The 17,282-nt window shown below is 64.2% G+C and carries 16 protein-coding genes and 2 tRNA genes; 13 read left to right on the top strand and 5 right to left on the bottom strand.

Features of this window, described 5'->3' with window-relative positions:
- Nucleotides 1–7: 7 nt before the first annotated feature.
- Both QF015_RS13325 and QF015_RS13320 read right to left on the bottom strand, forming a co-directional pair.
- Nucleotides 8–793 (bottom strand): VOC family protein, encoded by a 786-nt coding sequence (locus QF015_RS13325; protein ID WP_429389560.1) that lies wholly within the window; start codon nt 791–793, stop codon nt 8–10.
- Between the two features lie 199 nt (nt 794–992).
- Nucleotides 993–1,083: transfer RNA gene (locus tag QF015_RS13320), tRNA-Ser, on the bottom strand.
- A gap of 103 nt (nt 1,084–1,186) precedes the next feature.
- Between QF015_RS13320 and QF015_RS13315 the strand changes: the two genes are divergently transcribed.
- From QF015_RS13315 to QF015_RS13280, 8 genes are all read left to right on the top strand, one after another.
- Nucleotides 1,187–2,170: an NAD(P)H-quinone oxidoreductase gene (locus QF015_RS13315; RefSeq protein ID WP_310202565.1), complete on the top strand. Its 984-nt coding sequence runs from the start codon at nt 1,187–1,189 to the stop codon at nt 2,168–2,170.
- A 30-nt stretch (nt 2,171–2,200) separates the two neighbouring features.
- Nucleotides 2,201–2,764, top strand: coding sequence for a PadR family transcriptional regulator (locus QF015_RS13310; RefSeq protein ID WP_310202563.1), 564 nt, complete (start codon nt 2,201–2,203; stop codon nt 2,762–2,764).
- A gap of 222 nt (nt 2,765–2,986) precedes the next feature.
- Entirely contained in the window at nt 2,987–5,257 is a 2,271-nt protein-coding gene (locus QF015_RS13305) for a carbon starvation CstA family protein (protein ID WP_310202561.1), read from the top strand.
- On the top strand, nt 5,257–5,448 hold the full coding sequence (locus tag QF015_RS13300; protein WP_429389557.1) for a YbdD/YjiX family protein: 192 nt from the start codon (nt 5,257–5,259) through the stop codon (nt 5,446–5,448). The genes QF015_RS13305 and QF015_RS13300 overlap by 1 nt, the downstream gene beginning before the upstream one ends.
- 89 nt (nt 5,449–5,537) lie before the next feature.
- Nucleotides 5,538–6,191 (top strand): bacterial proteasome activator family protein, encoded by a 654-nt coding sequence (locus QF015_RS13295; RefSeq protein ID WP_429389555.1) that lies wholly within the window; start codon nt 5,538–5,540, stop codon nt 6,189–6,191.
- 8 nt (nt 6,192–6,199) lie between these two features.
- Nucleotides 6,200–6,640: a hypothetical protein gene (locus QF015_RS13290; RefSeq protein WP_429389553.1), complete on the top strand. Its 441-nt coding sequence runs from the start codon at nt 6,200–6,202 to the stop codon at nt 6,638–6,640.
- A 137-nt stretch (nt 6,641–6,777) separates the two neighbouring features.
- Nucleotides 6,778–7,617, top strand: coding sequence for an aldo/keto reductase (locus tag QF015_RS13285; protein WP_310202553.1), 840 nt, complete (start codon nt 6,778–6,780; stop codon nt 7,615–7,617).
- A 148-nt stretch (nt 7,618–7,765) separates the two neighbouring features.
- On the top strand, nt 7,766–8,719 hold the full coding sequence (locus QF015_RS13280) for an Lrp/AsnC family transcriptional regulator (RefSeq protein WP_429389551.1): 954 nt from the start codon (nt 7,766–7,768) through the stop codon (nt 8,717–8,719).
- On the opposite strand, the gene QF015_RS13275 is transcribed toward QF015_RS13280, so the two are convergent.
- Nucleotides 8,703–10,151 carry an amidase gene (locus tag QF015_RS13275; protein WP_429389549.1) on the bottom strand — a complete coding sequence of 483 codons (1,449 nt, stop codon included), beginning with the start codon at nt 10,149–10,151 and terminating at the stop codon, nt 8,703–8,705. The genes QF015_RS13280 and QF015_RS13275 overlap by 17 nt on opposite strands.
- Nucleotides 10,152–10,421: 270 nt before the next feature.
- On the opposite strand from QF015_RS13275, the gene QF015_RS13270 reads away from it, so the two are divergent.
- The 4 genes from QF015_RS13270 to QF015_RS13255 all read left to right on the top strand — a co-directional run bounded on the left by QF015_RS13270 (nt 10,422) and on the right by QF015_RS13255 (nt 14,472).
- Nucleotides 10,422–11,183, top strand: coding sequence for a DUF5058 family protein (locus QF015_RS13270; protein ID WP_310202547.1), 762 nt, complete (start codon nt 10,422–10,424; stop codon nt 11,181–11,183).
- Nucleotides 11,184–11,235: 52 nt separating this feature from the next.
- Nucleotides 11,236–11,964, top strand: coding sequence for a hypothetical protein (locus QF015_RS13265; RefSeq protein ID WP_429389547.1), 729 nt, complete (start codon nt 11,236–11,238; stop codon nt 11,962–11,964).
- A 51-nt stretch (nt 11,965–12,015) separates the two neighbouring features.
- On the top strand, nt 12,016–13,239 hold the full coding sequence (locus QF015_RS13260; protein WP_429389545.1) for an amidohydrolase: 1,224 nt from the start codon (nt 12,016–12,018) through the stop codon (nt 13,237–13,239).
- Nucleotides 13,240–13,302: 63 nt separating this feature from the next.
- Nucleotides 13,303–14,472, top strand: coding sequence for a DUF6226 family protein (locus QF015_RS13255; RefSeq protein ID WP_429389543.1), 1,170 nt, complete (start codon nt 13,303–13,305; stop codon nt 14,470–14,472).
- A 190-nt stretch (nt 14,473–14,662) separates the two neighbouring features.
- Here the strand turns inward: QF015_RS13255 and QF015_RS13250 are convergent.
- A tRNA-Thr gene (locus tag QF015_RS13250) sits at nt 14,663–14,735 on the bottom strand.
- Nucleotides 14,736–14,952: 217 nt separating this feature from the next.
- Here QF015_RS13250 and QF015_RS13245 point away from each other — a divergent pair.
- Nucleotides 14,953–15,684, top strand: a complete 732-nt coding sequence (locus QF015_RS13245; RefSeq protein WP_429389541.1) for an HAD family hydrolase — start codon at nt 14,953–14,955, stop codon at nt 15,682–15,684.
- Here the strand turns inward: QF015_RS13245 and QF015_RS13240 are convergent.
- The gene (locus QF015_RS13240; RefSeq protein WP_429389539.1) at nt 15,681–17,276 is read right to left on the bottom strand and encodes an alpha/beta hydrolase; all 1,596 of its coding nucleotides are present in this window, start codon (nt 17,274–17,276) and stop codon (nt 15,681–15,683) included. The genes QF015_RS13245 and QF015_RS13240 overlap by 4 nt on opposite strands.
- Between the last annotated feature and the right edge of the window lie 6 nt (nt 17,277–17,282).

Here is a 17,282-nt window from a genome sequence, read left to right as displayed (position 1 = left end):
GTGAAACCTAGGCCGTCCGGCCCAGGTCCTGGATGACTTTGAAGACGGCGCCCGTGGGATCCGACAACGTCGCCAAACGCCCGAACGGGGTGTCTTCGGCAGGCTGGGTGATGGTGGCGCCCAGTGCCGTAGCTTGCTCCACGGTGGCGTCCGTGTCTTCCACCGCGAAGTACACGCTCCACATGGAAGGGACCTGCTCGGGCAGGAAGCCAGAGGCATCCATGATGCCCGCCTTGGCGTTGTCGCCGGCACCAAGGGTGGTGTAGCGGAATTCGGGGGTATCGCTCATGACGTCCGTGTCCCAGCCGAAAACGTTCTGATAGAAGGTGACCGCGGAGTCGTAGTCCTTGGAAAGCAGCTCATGCCACGCCGGCGCACCGGCCTCGGCGGCAAGCTCGTAGCCCTTCATTCCACCGAACTGCCAGGCTCCGATGGAGGCGCCTGAGGCATCCCCGTACATGGCCATGCTGCCCTGTTCCGGAACCTCCATGGGTTCCAGGTACACCTGGCCTCCATGGGCGGCTGCCGCCTCGGTGGTTGCCTTGATGTCATCAGTGCGCAGGTAGGTGGACCAGACATCCGGCATCGCACCCATGTCTGCCTGTTTTGCCATGATGCCTGCAACCATCCGGCCGTCCTTCAGCGCCGTGGTGTAGCCGCCGTACTTTTCCTGGTCCCCGGTCTCGTACGTCCAACCAAAAAGCGCGGTGTAGAAAGCCTTGGCCTTCTCGGTGTCGGACGTCATCAGGTCAATCCAGCACGGTGCACCGGGAGTGATGTCAGGCTTAGGCATGGGTCAGGCTCCTGTTGTTTTCCGCGGCGAAGGCTACGGCATATGTCAGTGGTGTGGAGACAGACAGAACACTATGCGGGGGGTCTGACAGTTTCAATGATCTTCCGGGTGTCGGTTCTCAGTTCCGCGCCTGGAAGCAGCCCAGCGCAGCCCCGGGGAAACAAAAATGCCCCGGGTTCTGGAACCCGGGGCATCTCTTTGGCGGAAGGTAAGGGATTTGAACCCTTGGTACGGGGTTACCGCACACTGGTTTTCAAGACCAGCTCCTTAGGCCGCTCGGACAACCTTCCTTGCCTAGTAGTGTTTCATAGGGAGTTGGCTGTTCCAAAACATCACGTCCTCCACCCCCAGCCCCCGGGGGCTGGAGTACCAGCAAGAAACCGGGAGTTCGTCATGAAAGCCGTCTACATCTCAGAGCCGGGCGGGCCCGAAGTCCTCGAAATCCGCGAGGTCCCCGCTCCGGTGCCGGGCGACGGCGAGGTCCTGATCGACGTCGTAGCCGCCGGCCTGAACCGTGCGGACGTCCAGCAGCGGCGCGGATTCTATCCGCCGCCGCCCGGAGCCTCCGAGATTCCCGGGCTTGAGGTCTCAGGCCGCATCGCAGCCTTTGGTCCCGGCGTCACCAAGGCCTTCTCCGTGGGAGACAAGGTAGTGGCGCTGCTTTCCGGCGGCGGTTACGCCCAGCAGGTTGCCGTACCCGCGGAACAAGTGCTGCGGGTACCCGAAGGCGTGGACCTCATTACCGCCGCGTCCCTGCCCGAGGTGGCCGCCACGGTGTACTCAAACCTCATCATGACCGCACAGCTGCAACCCGGGGAGACGGTGCTTATCCACGGTGCCACCGGCGGCATCGGCACCATGGCCATCCAGCTGGCCAAGGCGTTCGGCGCAACGGTGGCGACGACGGCAGGAACCGATGAGAAAGTCGGGACAGCCAAAGCCTTCCTTGGTGCCGATATCGCCATCAACTACACCGAAGAAGACTTCGCCGAAAGCCTCAAGGCACACAACGGGGGCAAGGGCGCGGACGTGATCCTCGACGTCGTGGGGGCCAAGTACCTGCAACAAAACGTCGACGCGCTCGCCGACTACGGCCGGCTCATCGTCATCGGCCTTCAGGGCGGGACCACAGCCGAAATCAATCTCGGACAGCTCCTCAGCAAACGCGCTGCCGTGATCGGCACAGCGCTTCGGCCGCGGCCGGTCGCCGAAAAGGGCATCATCATGTCCGCCGTGCGGGAGTTCGTGTGGCCGATGCTTACCGATGGCAGGATCAGGCCGCTCGTCGCCAAATCCTTCCCGCTGGACCAGGTCCGGGAAGCACACCAGTACTTTGACTCAGGCGAGCACGTGGGCAAGGTCCTGCTGCTCCTCTGACATCCCCGACCAACCGCAGCGAGGAGCCACATGTCAATCCGGCACAGCCTGCTGGCCCTGCTCCAGGACCAGCCCCGGTACGGCTATGAGCTGCGCGTCGAATTCGAAGACCGCACCGGCGCCGCCTGGCCGCTGAATATCGGACAGGTTTACACCACGCTGGACCGCCTTGAGCGCGACGGCCTTGTCAGTAAAGACGGCGACGACGGCGGCGGCCACGTCGTTTACAGCATCACTGACGCCGGGGCTGAGGAAGTTAAGGCCTGGTTTGGCGGGGCCGTGGACCGTGGCAATCCGCCGCGGAACGAAATTGCCATCAAACTGGCACTCGCGGTGACACTGCCGGGCGTGGATACCTCTGCGGTGATCCAGTCCCAGCGGGAGGTCTCTGTCCGGGCCCTGCAGGAGCACACGCAGGCGAGGAAAGCCGTGTCCGCCAATCAGCGTTCCATGGACACTGCAGGGCTTTTGGTTCTCGATTCGCTCATCTTCCAGGCGGAGGCCGAAGTGCGGTGGTTGGATCTCTGCGAGGCCCGCATGGTCCAGGCGCAGGGCAATATGGTCCAGGCGCAAGGCAATGGGGGAGTGAACTAGCTTTTCCGGTGTCCGGATGCCAATCAACTGTGCGGCCCGACCCGTCACCCGCCGCAAGAGTGTTACCGCTCACCGCCCCCTTTGATCCATGGTGGCGTGTGCCCCTTTACATGTCTGTGACGGTTGTTACTGTGCTGGAAGGCACCCGGCGATGCGGCCCCCACCGCGAAGATCGCCACAAACAGCAGTACCCATCACTGCAGCAGTTCTCAAGGAGGAGATATGGGCAAGGTTCCTGACAAGACCGGACTCGCGGAAGGGCTGGATCCTACGTTGCCGTCGCCGGCCGTGGATGACTCGGTCAGGGAGGCTGAGGAGGGCAAATGGACTCCGGCCAAGATCGGGCTGTGGGTAGCGATTTCGCTTCTGGGAGCGGTGGCATGGTTCATGCTGGCGCTGGTGCGCGGCGAAACAGTAAACGCCATCTGGTTCGTTTTCGCGGCAGTCTGCACCTATCTGATTGGCTACCGGTTCTATTCCAAGGTCATTGAGCGCTACTTGCTCAAACCGGACGACCGCCGCGCTACTCCTGCCGAGTACAAGGCGGACGGCAAGGACTACGTCCGCACCGACCGCAACGTGCTGTTCGGCCACCACTTCGCCGCCATTGCCGGCGCGGGGCCGCTGGTAGGACCCGTCATCGCAGCCCAGATGGGGTACCTGCCAGGCACTATCTGGATCATCATCGGCGTCGTTCTTGCCGGTGCCGTACAGGACTACCTGGTCATGTTCTTCTCCATGCGCCGCGGTGGCCGTTCACTCGGCCAGATGGCACGTGAGGAACTTGGCGTTATCGGCGGGACTGCGGCGCTCGTCGCCACCCTGCTCATCATGATCATCATCGTGGCCATCCTCGCCCTGGTGGTGGTCAACGCCCTCGGCGAGAGCCCTTGGGGTGTCTTCTCCGTAGGAATGACCATCCCGATTGCCCTGTTCATGGGCATTTACCTGCGCTTCCTCCGGCCCGGCAAGGTAATGGAAGTGTCCATCATCGGCTTCGTGCTCCTGATGGCGGCCATCATTGGCGGCGGCGCCGTGGCAGGTACCGAGTGGGGCGCGGCATTCTTCCACCTGGACAAGGTCACCATCGCGTGGGGCATCATCATCTACGGCTTCATCGCCGCGATCCTCCCGGTGTGGCTGCTCCTGGCACCGCGCGACTACCTCTCCACGTTCATGAAGATCGGCGTGATCGTGATGCTGGCCCTGGCCATCATTGTGGTGCGTCCGGAAATCACCGTCCCCGCGTTCAGCGAGTTTGCCAGCCGTGAGAACGGACCTGTTTTCTCCGGTGCATTGTTCCCGTTTCTCTTCGTCACCATTGCCTGTGGTGCGCTGTCAGGGTTCCACGCCCTGATTTCCTCCGGCACCACACCCAAGCTGATCGAGAAAGAGCGGCAGACCCGCTTCATCGGCTACGGCGGAATGCTGATGGAATCCTTTGTGGCCATCATGGCTCTGGTCGCGGCGATCTCGATCGACCGAGGCATTTACTTCGCCATGAACGCACCCCTTGCGCTGACAGGCGGCACCGTCGAATCTGCGGCGCAATGGGTGAACAGCCTGGGCTTGGCCAACGTGAACATCACCCCGGACGTGCTGGCCCAGACGGCCAAGGACGTGGGCGAGGAAAGCATCATCTCCCGCTCCGGCGGTGCTCCGACGCTGGCGGTGGGCCTGGCACACATCATGCAGCAGTTCATCGGCGGACCCGGCATGATGGCCTTCTGGTACCACTTCGCCATCATGTTCGAAGCCCTCTTCATCCTCACCGCAGTGGACGCCGGCACCCGCGTTGCCCGGTTCATGCTCCAGGACTCCATTGGCAACTTCCTTCCCAAGTTCAAGGAAGCCTCATGGCGTCCCGGGGCCTGGCTGTGCACGGCCATCATGGTGGCAGCCTGGGGTGCGGTGCTGATCATGGGCGTGACGGATCCGCTGGGCGGAATCAACACCCTGTTCCCGCTGTTCGGCATCGCAAACCAGCTCCTGGCAGCCATTGCGTTGGCTGTGTGCATGGCCATAACGGCCAAGCGCGGGGTGTTCAAGTGGCTGTGGATCGTGGCGGTTCCGTTGGCCTTTGCGGCCGTGGTGACCATCACCGCCAGCTTCCACAAGATCTTCTCGCCGGTTCCCGCAGTGGGCTACTTTGCCAATAACCAGGCGTTCTCCAAGGCCCTGGCCGATGGCAAGACCGAGTTTGGCACGGCCAAAACCGTGGCAGCCATGGAAGCGGTGGTTCGGAACACCATGATCCAGGGCGTGCTTTCCGTTATCTTCGTGACGTTGAGCATCATCGTGATCGTCGCCGCACTGATTGCGACCTACAAGGCCATCCGCGCCGGCGGTGGACAGGACCATGAGGACCCAGCGGTGCCGTCCAAGGTGTTTGCCCCTGCAGGCCTGTTCCCGACCACGGCTGAGAAGGCCCTGCTCGCGGAGTGGAACGCACTGCCTGCGGAGAAACGCACGCAAAAAGCCGGGCATCACTGATGAATACCCTGGCCAAAGGGCTTCGCGGATTCGCCGCCTATATAAGTTCGCTCATGGGTGCTGACGCCTATCGCAAGTACTTGGAACACTTCGATTCCAGCGGCCACGCGGGTCCCGCCATGACGGAACGGGAGTTCTGGCGGGATCGGATGGACCGGCAGGACAGCAACCCCCAGGGTCGCTGCTGCTGACCCGGGTCTGTTGGTAGTTTCGCTACGAACGAAGTCCAAAATGAGGGACCGGACGGGGGTTCGCAGGAACCCCATGAGAGTATGAACGCATGAGCGATCTGAACAACATTCAACCCACGGATGAGGCTTCGGACGACACCCCCGTGGAGGGAACCACGCTGGACGAGGGCCTCGCGAAGGCCAACGGACAGCAGCCCAACAGGGGAGAGCCCGGAAAGGACGCCAAACCCAAGGGTGGCAACCTTCACGAACTCGTTGACGAACCAGCCAAGGTGATGCGCATCGGGACCATGATCCGCCAGCTCCTTGAGGAGGTTAAGGCCGCGCCCTTGGACGACGCTGCGCGGGGCCGCCTTGCGGAAATCCATGAGCGCTCCATCAAGGAACTCGAAGATGGGCTCGCCCCCGAACTCATCGAGGAACTGGAACGCATCAGTTTGCCTTTCCCTGATGAGAAGGCGCCTTCGGATGCGGAGCTTCGCATTGCCCAAGCCCAGCTCGTGGGGTGGCTGGAAGGGTTGTTCCACGGCATCCAGGCCGCTATCGCCGCCCAGCAGGCTGCCAAGGAGCATGCGGCTGCGCAGATGCAGCTTCGCCAGCTCCCACCGGGCACTGTCATCGCGCCAGGCATCGTTATCGGTGAGAACGGGCAACCCCAGCGGGCCGCGGCACCGGGGGCTCCTGCCGCCGCCCCGCAGGGCCGGCCGGAAGACCCCGACCACGGTCCGGGTCAGTACCTCTGAGTTCGCAGGTGGGTTTCTTTGGGGCCGTCCGCCAAGGACGGAGAGACGATCTGGAGCTCGGCAAGGGTTTGTGGCGCCGGGCCCACGATCGTTTCCATCGTGGCTTGGACCGGTACCACCAGGTCCTTGAGGGCGTGGACGACGACCAGCTGTACAACGAGCTGGTGCAGATCGCCAATGAATTGGCCGAGCTGTCCCCACGGGTCAGGACCATTTGCGTTGAGGCGCAGAGACGTTCACCGAGCGACGGGCTGGATGTCCCGGGCGCACTGGCAGGTGTCCACCGGGCGTTGTCCAAGGCGGGAAACTCCCTGGCGACCACCGCGGAGGCCGCTGCGATGTTGCGGCTCGCCGTTGGCCCGGTTCCGGTAGGGGCGCTGTCCGTCAAGCGGCGCGCTGAGGCTGTCTTCGAGCAGGTCGCCGACGCCGAGCGGCAACTCAACTCCTGAAGGCCCGTCCACTATAAGGCCAGCGTGCGCAACTACACGCGTGCGCCTTTACTCCACCCTTGCAAGAAGTTAAGCGTATAGCTGATCTCCGTAACATTCCGCGCCATCGGCGGCCCCTGGCTGGCAGGATGGCAGCTATGACTTCGTCACCAACACTTACTTTCAACGACGGCAACACCATCCCCCAGCTCGGCTACGGGGTGTGGCAAGTTGAAGACGATGTAGCCGAAAAGGTGGTGCGCCAGGCGTTTGAAGCCGGCTTCCGCCACATCGATACTGCCAAGATCTACGGCAACGAGGCCGGCGTAGGCCGTGCCATCGCCTCCTCCGGCCTTTCCGCTGAGGAAATCTTCATCACCACCAAGCTGTGGAACGCGGACCAGGGCTACGAATCGACCCTCGAAGCGTTCGAGAAGTCCCTGGACCACCTCGGCCTGGAGACCCTGGACCTGTACCTCATCCACTGGCAGCAGCCCAAGCAGGACAAGTACGTTGACACCTGGAAGGCCCTCATCGAGCTCAAGAAGCGCGGCCGGGTCAAGTCCATTGGTGTCTCCAACTTCACCAAGGAGGGCCTGCAGCGCATCATCGATGAGACGGGCGTCGTGCCGGCCATCAACCAGGTGGAACTGCACCCGTTCTTCAACCAGGCCGACCTGCGCGAATTCAATGCCTCCAAGGGAATCCTGACCCAGGCATGGTCCCCGCTCGGTCAGGGTGGCGAGCTGCTCGAAAGCGCCACGATCGCCGAAATCGCTGCCAAGCACGATGCAACCCCCGCCCAGGTGGTTATCGCCTGGCACCTGGCCATCGGCAACGTGGTCATTCCCAAGTCGGTCACGGAGTCCCGGATCCAGGAAAACTTCGCAGCCCTGAACGTCACGCTGGATGCCACCGACGTCGAGGCGATCAACGGCCTGGACCGCGGTGCTGAAGGCCGCATCGGGCCGGACCCGGCAGTCTCCGACTTCGCCTAAAACCGAAGCTTGACCCGGTGCCCCGTCCCTCATATGGGGCGGGGCATCTGCCGTTAAGGCTCGACGACGGCACGCGCCGCCGTGACGCGCAGCGCCGAAGTCCGTGGTGAAATTGAGCGAACCCCAGCAGACGGAGGACGGAGCTTGCATGGTGGTGTTTGACGCATTGGAGCGGCAGATCGTTGCCGCCCTGCAACTGGATCCGCGGTGCCCGTGGCGGAAGATGGCAGCAGTCCTCGGTGAAGCGGAGCGAACTGTTGCGCGCCGGGGATCACAGCTCCTGGAGTCCGGCGCTGTCTCCGTGGTGGGAATCCGGCCCAGGGCCGCAGTGGTGCTGGTGGAGATGCGCTGCATGCCGGGCACGGTGCGTGCCGCGGCCCACGCTCTGGCGCAGAGGTCGGACGCTACCTTTGTGTACACCACCACGGGCACAGGTGATTGCGTGGCGGAGATACTCACCGACCCCTCACGCATGGGCGATGTCCTCTCCGACGAGCTACCGGCCACCATTGGCCTGCGCGATTCCACCAGCTACCCCGTGCTCCGCTATTTCCGGACCATCCGGGGGTGGCGCCCGGAAATCCTGACGGCCGACAAGGCGGAGGCGCTCCGGTCCGTTCTGACGAAGGATTCCGGCAGCCTGGTGCCAGGGCAGGACTTGAGCCGTCAGGACACCGAGCTCGTCGATGCCCTCTGCGCAGACGGCCGGATGAGCTTTGAAGCACTGGGCCGCCGGGTAGGTGCCTCAGAGGCAACCGCACGGCGCCGCACGGAATGGCTGTTGGCCAACAACCAGGTCCATTTACGCGCCATCGTCGAGCCCGCCTCCTTTGGCCTGGGGGTTGAGGCCCTTCTGTGGATCCGGGCCTCTCCGCAGCACGTTGAACACGTGGGCCAGAGTCTGGCCGAATTGCCGACAGTCCGCTATGCCGCCGCGATCGCCGGGAATTACCAGATCGTTGCCGATGTCACTGTTGAGGACATGTCAGCCCTCTACCGGTTCATCACGGACTCGGAGTGGGCGCGGAACGCTGTCACCGTGGACGTCTCCATCCTGTTGGACGCCCACAAGCGCGGCGGCCGGGTCATGCGCTCACGGTAGCCAGCGGCGGTTCGGCCGCGGTGACGACAGGGGCGACGGCGGCGTACCCGGTCTGCTGCTCGAAAGCGCGGCCGTACCGGAGCAACTGCAGATCCGTGTAGTGGTTGCTTGCGAGCTGGAGGCCGATGGGGAGGCCTGTGGAACTGAAGCCGGCCGGGACGCTGAGCACGGGCAGCCCTGTGGCGGACAGCAGGCATGCTGAGCGCATCCAGTCGAGGTAGGTCTGTGAAGGAACGCCCGCGATGTCCAGGGGGTACCGCAGTGAGGCGTCGAAAGGAAGTACTTGGGCGCAGGGGCTGGCGAAAAGGTCGTACTGCCCAAAGAATGACTGGACGCTCCGTTCCAGCCGGGTACGGGCGGCTGCGGTCTCGATCTGGTCCCGGGCAGTCAGGGCGAATCCTTTCCGGACGTTCCAGTGCACTTCGGGCTTGACGACGTCCCCTGCGCGTTCCAGGATCGGCCCGAGTCCTGCGGCGAAGTCCATGGCCCGGGTGTTGCCAAACACCAGGTCGGCTTCGCTGAAATCCGGGGTGGCTTCTTCCACGATCGCACCCAGGCCTTCGTAGACCGCCAGTTGCCGTTCGAGGTGATCCAGGATTTCAGGGTCCACCGGCACTCCGAGGCCAAAGTCCCGTGACCAGCCGATCCGTACACCGCGCATGTCTGTCTCGAGTCCGGCCCGGAACACGTCCGGTTCAAGGACCGCAGGGTATGGCACGCGGGGGTCCTTGCCGGCCGTCACGGACATGAACAACGCAATGTCCTCCACGCTCCGGGCCATGGGGCCCGTCCTACCCAGCCACGCGTAGGCGTTGACCTCGGACGGCATGGGGATGACCGCCGTCGACGGCCTGAAACCCACCACGTTGCAGAAAGAAGCCGGGATGCGGAGCGAGCCGCCCATGTCGCTGCCGTCGCCGATGCTTTGGACGCGGGAAGCGACGACGGCGGCCACCCCGCCGCTGCTGCCACCGGCACTCAGGGTGGGAGCATACGGGTTGGTGGTGGTCCCGAAGAGGTCGTTGAACGTGTGGGAGCCTGCCCCAAACTCGGGAACGTTCGACTTTCCGGTACTGACCACCCCGGCCGCCTTCAACCGGGCGATGATGAGGTCGTCGGCGTCGGGAACAAAGTCACGCAAGGCGAGCGAGCCCTGGGTGGTGCGCATCCCGGCGGTGTTGTTGGTGTCTTTGTGCGTCATGGGCACGCCGTGCAGCGGTGGAAGATCGGCACCCGAGGCTGTTAGCTGGTCCGCCTGGTGTGCCACCTTCCGGGCGCCCTCGGCATCGAGGGTCACGACGGCATTGATCACGGGGTTCACCTCTGCAATGCGTTCCAGGTGGTCGGCCAGTGCTTCGCGCGCCGAGATCCTCTTCTCCCGGATGGCTGCGGAAAGTTCGACGGCGGACAGCTCGCCAATGGTGTCAGGCATGGTGCTCCTTTGCTGGATGTCTACTGCCTGAAAGTGTGCCGGGTCACATCGGGCCGCGGAAGTCCGTTTGCGGAGAAGGCAAGGTTTGACTGATTCGGCCAGCATCTCGGCTGATTCCGTCAGCTATTGTGTGTGATCCGGCTCATAGCAGAAGGTGTTGCTAACCCCGTGGCCGATCTGGTTGCAGGGTCTGGATTTGCCCCACACGCTCCACGCCGCACAACGTCGTCCGGAGAGGAGTTGCTGAGAGGCTCACACCCGGAGGTTTCCGTGCATCAACCCCTGGCAGTTCAACCGTTCGCTCCCACCGAGTCAGCCGACATCATGGCAATCGCCAACAACCCCGTCCTGTGGATCTGCGTGGCCGGCGTCTTCGGCGTCATCATGATCCAGTCCCTGATCTTCATGAAGGCCGCGCGGCGTGCCGCACCGTCCGTGGAGATGAGCCCACAGGACATCAAGACCTCGTTCCGCTCCGGTGCGGTCTCGGCCATAGGTCCGTCCCTGGCCGTATCCCTCGTCGCCATCGCGCTCCTGGGTCTCTTCGGTGCCCCCGCGGTGCTCTCCAGGATCGGTCTGATCGGCTCCGCGGCATATGACGTGTCCGCCGCCGGTATCGCAGCAGGTTCCATGGGCGCCAAGCTGGGCGACGCCAGCTACACCCAAAGCGTCTTCGCGGTCGCATTCTTTGCCATGAGTATCGGCGGTGCCATGTGGATGCTCGCCACCCTGGTCCTGACCCCGTTGCTCCGCAAGGGCGATGCCAAGATCCGCTCAGTGAATCCTGCGGCCATGGCGATCGTGCCGGCCGCCGCTTTGATCGGGGCCTTCTCCTGCCTGGGACTCACCGAACTGCCCAAGTCCGGAGTCCATGTGGTGTCGTTCGTCGTCTCCGCAGCAGTCATGGGCTTGTGCCTGTTGCTGGCCAAGAGGCTCGGCAAGAGCTGGCTGCGCGAGTGGGGCCTCGGCTTCTCCATCGTCATCGGACTGGGTGCGGCCTACCTCGCCGTCGGTCCAGCAGTCGGCGCCTGAACCGGCCGTCCGTCTGCAGCCCTGACCACTGAGCACGAAAGGAACACCCCGCATGTCTTCCATCACTTCCGCTCCCACCACCAACGCCATGGCGGACTTCAGCCGCACCACGTCCCGCTGGGGCCAGATCACCATGATCTGTGGCTTGTTGATCTCCGTAGCCGGCCCATTGTTCCTGGTCTTCGCCAGTGGCCTGGACATCGGCCCGGCACAGCTCTGGATTGCCTTCGCCGCAGTGGCCGCGACTTTCGGCATCATCTGGATCGTGGAGCCGCTCACGTACTACCCGATCCTCGGTCCGGCCGCCATGTACCAGGCGTTCATGATCGGCAACATCTCCAACAAGCTCCTCCCGGCGGCTTTGATCGCCCAGACCAACATCGGCGCAAAGCCGGGCAGCAAGCGTGCCGAGCTGGCCGCCGTCGTCGCTATCTGCGGAGCCGCCGCTGTCCATCTGATCTCGCTCGCGGTCTTCGTGGGGCTTTTGGGGAGCTGGCTGATCAGCGTCATCCCGCCGTCGGTGCTGCTTGTCACCCGCTTGTACGTGCTGCCCACCGTTCTCGGAGCAGTGCTGGTGCAGGCCATCGTGTCCATGAAGCAGCCCCGCACGACTGTCTTCGCGCTGGTGGTCTCGGCCGTCGTCGTGTTCGTTGTGCTGCCGTTGGTACCGTCGCTGGCGATGGTGTCAACCGCCATCGCCGTGCTGGGCACCATCCTGCTGGCCTGGTTTTTCCGCAGCAAAGCCAGCATCACCGAGGCGAAGCCGATCCACATCGAGTAGCGGCGACCCCGCACCGGACAAAATGCACACCACCACCAGGAAGACAGGACCATGACCCACACTGCCACCGCGCTCCAGCTCGACGCCGAACAGACCTCCCAGCTCCACTCCCTGTACCGGCACCTCCATGCCCATCCGGAGCTGTCCATGCAGGAGTTCGCCACCGCCGGGGTGATCGAGGAACAGTTGGACCGTCTCGGGATCGGGCACTTCCGCTGCGGCGGCACGGGGGTGGTGGGAATCCTGCGGAACGGTGACGGTCCCGTGGTGGCGTTCCGCGCCGATTCCGATGGCCTTCCCATCGAGGAAGCCACCGGATTGGACTACGCCAGCACGGATACCGGCACCCTTCCGGATGGCACGGTGGTCCCGGTCATGCACGGATGCGGGCATGACACGCACGTGGCCGGTTTGCTTGGCGCCGCAGAGGTGTTGTCGGGAAACCCGGATGCCTGGTCCGGAACGCTCGTGCTGATTTTCCAACCGGGGGAGGAGACCGCGGCCGGTGCGCTCGCCATGCTGGACGACGGGCTCTGGGACAAAGCTCCGCGGCCCGAAGTGGTTTTCGGGCAGCACGTCATGCCGCGACCGGTGGGCACCGTGGCGATTTCCAGCGGACCGGTGGCCGCCATGGCAGATTCGCTGCGGGTTACCGTGCACGGCCGGCAGTCCCACGGCTCCCAGCCGCAGGACTCCATCGATCCCATCGTCATGGCCGCGCACATGGTCACCCGGCTCCAGGGGATCGTGTCCCGTGAGCTGGACCCCCGGAAGTCCGCCGTCGTTACCGTGGGGACCTTCCACGCCGGGCTGAAGGAGAACATCATCCCGGCCTCGGCCGAGTTCACCCTTAATATCCGCACGTTTGACGATGACGTCCGTGGCCAGGTCCTCGCCGCTGTACGGCGCATTATCGAGGCCGAAGCCGCCGCGTCCGGGGCGCCGGCGCCGGCCATCGAGGAAATGTACCGCTTCCCGCAGTGCTTCAACGACCCCGACGCCGTCCCTTCCGTTATTGAGGCGCTGCAGCATGCGTTGGGGGCTGAGTCAGTGGAGATCACCCCGCCGATGATGGGCAGCGAGGACTTCGGGCATCTGGGTACCGCCATCGGAGTTCCGTCGGTGTTCTGGATGTTCGGGGGAACGCCCGCCTCGGGGATTGAAGGTCCAGTCCCCGTCAACCATTCGCCCTTCTTCGCTCCCGAGCTGGAAGGTGCGCTGGCAGGGGGAGTCACTGCCGCCGTCGCCGTGCTGATGTCACGCCTGGGCAGGTGACTTCCCGTGGAGCCATCAGTTCGGGGAGGGGCCAAACAACCGCGGTCGCTCTAGGATGGCCCCATGGGGGATATCGAACGGCTTTTTGATGGGCCGGCGTCAGGACTGCCTGCACCGCTTTCCTCCAGGGCGGCCCTGTACCGTCAGGCTTCCGAGGAAGAGCCGCCCGTCAAGCACCTCGCCGGGTACGCGCCTTTTGTGGTGTTCTGTGATCGCCGGGGCGTTTCCGCAAAGGACCTGGCAGGCGGTGCTGGGCAGCTGATCACGTTCCTGAAAACCCATGCCGGCGAGCTCGCGGCGGACCCGGAACTCAGCAATGCCGCCACGGTTTTTGTCGGGAACCTCATCGCATCCTTGCGTCCGGACGCACACTGGACCGTGATGGCTGACGGCTCCCGCGAAGCAGGCGACAGGGAACTGCGGATCACGGTGGACCGGCTCGTTGATGGGCTTCAGGACGCCGACGACGACATGCTGGCAGGGCTTGTCACGCGCCTTGTGGACTGGTCCACTGCGGAGCCGGAGTCGCCGTTCCCTGAACTGCGGCCCCTTCCGGTCCGGAAGGCCCACACACCATTCGTGAGGCCGGAACTGCCGGCACGCGAGTATCGGGGCGAGGATGGGGAGCTCATCCGGTATGGGAACAGGTGGGGGGCAGAAAGCCCGCCAGAGGACTCGTACAGTGTGGACACCCACCCTGAACGCTTCGAGGGCCTCCACGCGGTGGCCCGGGCCCTCGTCGAGTACCTGACGAGCAATTACGACGTCGAGGTGAGCCTGGATCCGGCCCACGCGGCGGATATTAAGGTGCATGCAGGTGAAGTCATCGACGTTGCGGGAGTGACGCCACGGGACCTCCAGTCGGCTCCGCTGACGTTCTTGTGGACCAGCTATCCGGGGGTAGTGGTCCACGCTGGTGTGCTGCACGATTTTCCGTTTCCCATCTGCGGCTGCGATGCGTGTGACGAGACGGCCGAAACAGAAGCCGATCGCCTGGAGAAGCTGGTCCTGGGCGTGGTCGCAGGCGGGTACGCCGAGCGCTACCCGGTAGGAAGGGAACGGTGGGTGGAATATGCGCTGACGGCGGCCGACGGATCCGGCAGCCACAGCGGGAGGGGCAAGGTGGCGCCGGCCAAGGCCGGAGAACTGGAGGCCGCGGAGGAGCGCCTCCGCGCCCTGCCGGAGGGCTGGAGACCGTGGCCGCTGGCCAGGAACAGTGGCGTTCACGACTGAACAATTCAGTGACGCAACGCTGGGGGAGCGCCAGCGAAGATCGTGCTGTACGTTGTGTGGGGCTATTTGTGCCCGCCGTGTTTTTGGGCTTGGCCGGGGGGCTTGTTGTGGTTCGGGATACTCCCCGTGGGCTGACGGCCGGGAAACAAAAACCCCGCCGGTTTAGTGAACCGGCGGGGTTTTTTCTCTGAGCTTCCTATCAGAATCGAACTGATGACCTTTTCATTACGAGTGAAACGCTCTACCGACTGAGCTAAGGAAGCACCGCGTCCATCGCCGGTTTCCCGGGCGATCACGCAAGACATAACTGTAATAGAGGCACCGCGCCCGGGTCAAAACGAGGGCGGCGGCGGCCGTTGCGGGGATGTTCACCCGGGCGTCGGGCCGGGTTCAAGCGGGCGTTTCCCTGTCGCCGGAAGCTGGGGCATCAACCCGATGCGCGGAAAACAAGACCGTGCAGCAAGCCAAAGGAGCCGCTCAATGACCGGGGACGCATTGACCAGGGCCGCCGGCCACACACCCACCCGCCTCCGGCTGGCGGTCGTGGACATGGTGGGCACCACCATCACCGACGACGGCCGCACCGAGCGGGCCGTGTCCCGGGCCCTTGCAGAACACGGCGTTGAACCGGGCAGCACCCGTTTCGAAAGCATGCTCGGCTATGCCCGCGACACCATGGGTTTCTCGAAAATGACAGTTTTCAGCCACCTGTTCGACGACGCAGCGGTGGCGGCCAGCGCCAACAAGGTCTTCGAGAAGGCCTATGACGAAATGATCGACGACGGCGGGGTCCGCGCCATTCCGGGCGCGGAGGAGGCCATTCTGTGGATGCGTGAGTCGGGCCTGCAGGTTTGCCTTGCTACGGGCTTCGGCCGCCACACACAGAACATGGTCCTGGAATCCCTGGGCTGGATGGGCCTGGCGGACTTGAGCCTGTGTCCGGCCGACGCGGGACGCGGACGGCCCTATCCGGACATGATCCTGACGGCCGTGCTCGCGCTCGACCTCGACGATGTCCGCGAGGTGGCGGTGGTGGGGGACACCAGCTCGGACATGCTCTCGGGCATCCGATCAGGTGCGTCCCTGATCGCCGGGGTGCTGACGGGTTCCCACTCCGAGGCGACCCTACGGGCGGCAGGCGCCACCGTCGTGGTGGATTCCATCAAGCAGCTGCCGCTCTTAGTGGAGAAACGCGAAGCGAGGCACCTCTAGCATTTCAAGCCGTCCTGCGGCAGCTTTCCGTCAACAAAGTACTCGTCGACGGCGGTGCTGACGCACGAGTTCGAGCGGCCATAGGCGGTGTGCCCCTCGCCTTCCCACGTGACGAGGGAGGCGTTCTCCAGCTGCTTGCGCAGGGACTGGGCCCATTCCAGGGGGGTGGCGGGGTCGCCGGTGGTGCCCACCACCACGATGGGGGCCGATCCCTTGTAGTCGACCGGCGCGGGCGTACGGGTGTTCTTGTACGGCCAGTCCTTGCAGTTGACGCCGCCGTAAGCAAAGAAGGAACCGAACGTGGGGGAGTCCTGGATGAGGCGGGCTTCCTCGGCGCGCATCCCGGCGGTGTCAGTGACCATCGGGTAGTCCAGGCAGTTGATGGCCTGGAACGCGAAGGCGGAGTTGGAGCTGTACGTGCCGTTGGGTTCGCGGTCGGCGCCCAGGTCCGCGAGCCGCATCATCTGCGAAACGTCGCCGGAGAAGGCGCTCTCCAGGGCCTGTGTCAGCGCGGGCCAGCTTTGGTCGTTGTAGAGGGGCAGGATCAAGCCGTTGACGAAGTCGTTGCTGGTCACCAGGCGTCCGTCCTTGGCCGTCTGGGGGTTCTGGTCAACGGCGTTGATCAGCTCACGGATTTCCTGGACCCCGTTGTCCACGGACCCGCTCAACGGGCATTGGTTCTGCTGCTGGCAGCTGGCCACGTACGTTCGGATCGCGCGCTCGAACGCCCGGGCCTGGCCGGCGGTCAGTTCCTCGTTGCTGATGGATGGATCCACGGCACCATCAAGGACGAGGTGGCCCACGTTGTCCGGGAAAAGTGCGGCATAGGTGGATCCAAGGAAGGTGCCGTAGGAGAAGCCCAAGTAGTTCAGCTTGGCGTCGTTGACCACGGCGCGCAGGACATCCAGGTCCTTGGCCGCACTGACGGTATCGATGTGCCCCAGCACATCTCCCGTCTGCTCTGCACACTGCTCAGCGAAGGACTTGTTGAAGGCCAGTGCTGCCTCCAAGCCTTCGTCGGTGTTCTTCCGGAACACCTTTGCGCGGGCAGCGTCCCTTTCGGCATCGGTCATGCAGGTGACGGGAGCGGAGCGTTTCACACCCCGGGGATCGAAGCCCACGAGGTCGAAGTTGGACTTCAGCTTCTCCGTGAAATTGGTGTTGCCGGCGTCCTTGATGTAATCCACGCCGGAGCCCCCGGGACCGCCGGGGTTGACCAGGATCGACCCCTGTTTGTTGCCGGTGCTGGACAACTTGATGACGGACAGCTCGATGTCCCCGGCCTCCGGATTTGCGTAATCCTTGGGCACCTGGACTTGGCCGCACTGGAAGCCGTCCTCGCACGAGCTCCACTCCACTGGCTGGGAGTAGTACTTCTCCAGGCCCTTCGGAGCTGAAGCCGCGATGGACGGATCCACGGTGCTGGTGGAGGGTTTTGCCGTGGGCGCCGGCAGGAAAGGTACAGTGCAGGCGCTCAGCACCAGTGCGGCAGCCACGGCAACGCACGTCGCCACGAGGCCGCGGCGGGCCCCGCGCTGGGCGGACCGGTCCCTTGAAGGGGCACCGGCGGGCCGGCGGGGTGCGGTCGTCATGGGTTC

It is taken from the genome of Paenarthrobacter sp. TE4293, assembly GCF_050435325.1.
Lineage (GTDB): Bacteria > Actinomycetota > Actinomycetes > Actinomycetales > Micrococcaceae > Arthrobacter > Arthrobacter nitroguajacolicus_C.
This window is presented reverse-complemented; position numbering and strand designations above follow the sequence as displayed.

Coding starts and splice junctions, on each gene's coding strand:
- QF015_RS13325 (WP_429389560.1), bottom strand. CDS start 793: ATGCCTAAGCCTGACATCACTCCCGGTGCACCGTGCTGGATTGACCTG.
- QF015_RS13315 (WP_310202565.1), top strand. CDS start 1,187: ATGAAAGCCGTCTACATCTCAGAGCCGGGCGGGCCCGAAGTCCTCGAA.
- QF015_RS13310 (WP_310202563.1), top strand. CDS start 2,201: ATGTCAATCCGGCACAGCCTGCTGGCCCTGCTCCAGGACCAGCCCCGG.
- QF015_RS13305 (WP_310202561.1), top strand. CDS start 2,987: ATGGGCAAGGTTCCTGACAAGACCGGACTCGCGGAAGGGCTGGATCCT.
- QF015_RS13300 (WP_429389557.1), top strand. CDS start 5,257: ATGAATACCCTGGCCAAAGGGCTTCGCGGATTCGCCGCCTATATAAGT.
- QF015_RS13295 (WP_429389555.1), top strand. CDS start 5,538: ATGAGCGATCTGAACAACATTCAACCCACGGATGAGGCTTCGGACGAC.
- QF015_RS13285 (WP_310202553.1), top strand. CDS start 6,778: ATGACTTCGTCACCAACACTTACTTTCAACGACGGCAACACCATCCCC.
- QF015_RS13280 (WP_429389551.1), top strand. CDS start 7,766: ATGGTGGTGTTTGACGCATTGGAGCGGCAGATCGTTGCCGCCCTGCAA.
- QF015_RS13275 (WP_429389549.1), bottom strand. CDS start 10,151: ATGCCTGACACCATTGGCGAGCTGTCCGCCGTCGAACTTTCCGCAGCC.
- QF015_RS13265 (WP_429389547.1), top strand. CDS start 11,236: ATGTCTTCCATCACTTCCGCTCCCACCACCAACGCCATGGCGGACTTC.
- QF015_RS13260 (WP_429389545.1), top strand. CDS start 12,016: ATGACCCACACTGCCACCGCGCTCCAGCTCGACGCCGAACAGACCTCC.
- QF015_RS13255 (WP_429389543.1), top strand. CDS start 13,303: ATGGGGGATATCGAACGGCTTTTTGATGGGCCGGCGTCAGGACTGCCT.
- QF015_RS13245 (WP_429389541.1), top strand. CDS start 14,953: ATGACCGGGGACGCATTGACCAGGGCCGCCGGCCACACACCCACCCGC.
- QF015_RS13240 (WP_429389539.1), bottom strand. CDS start 17,276: ATGACGACCGCACCCCGCCGGCCCGCCGGTGCCCCTTCAAGGGACCGG.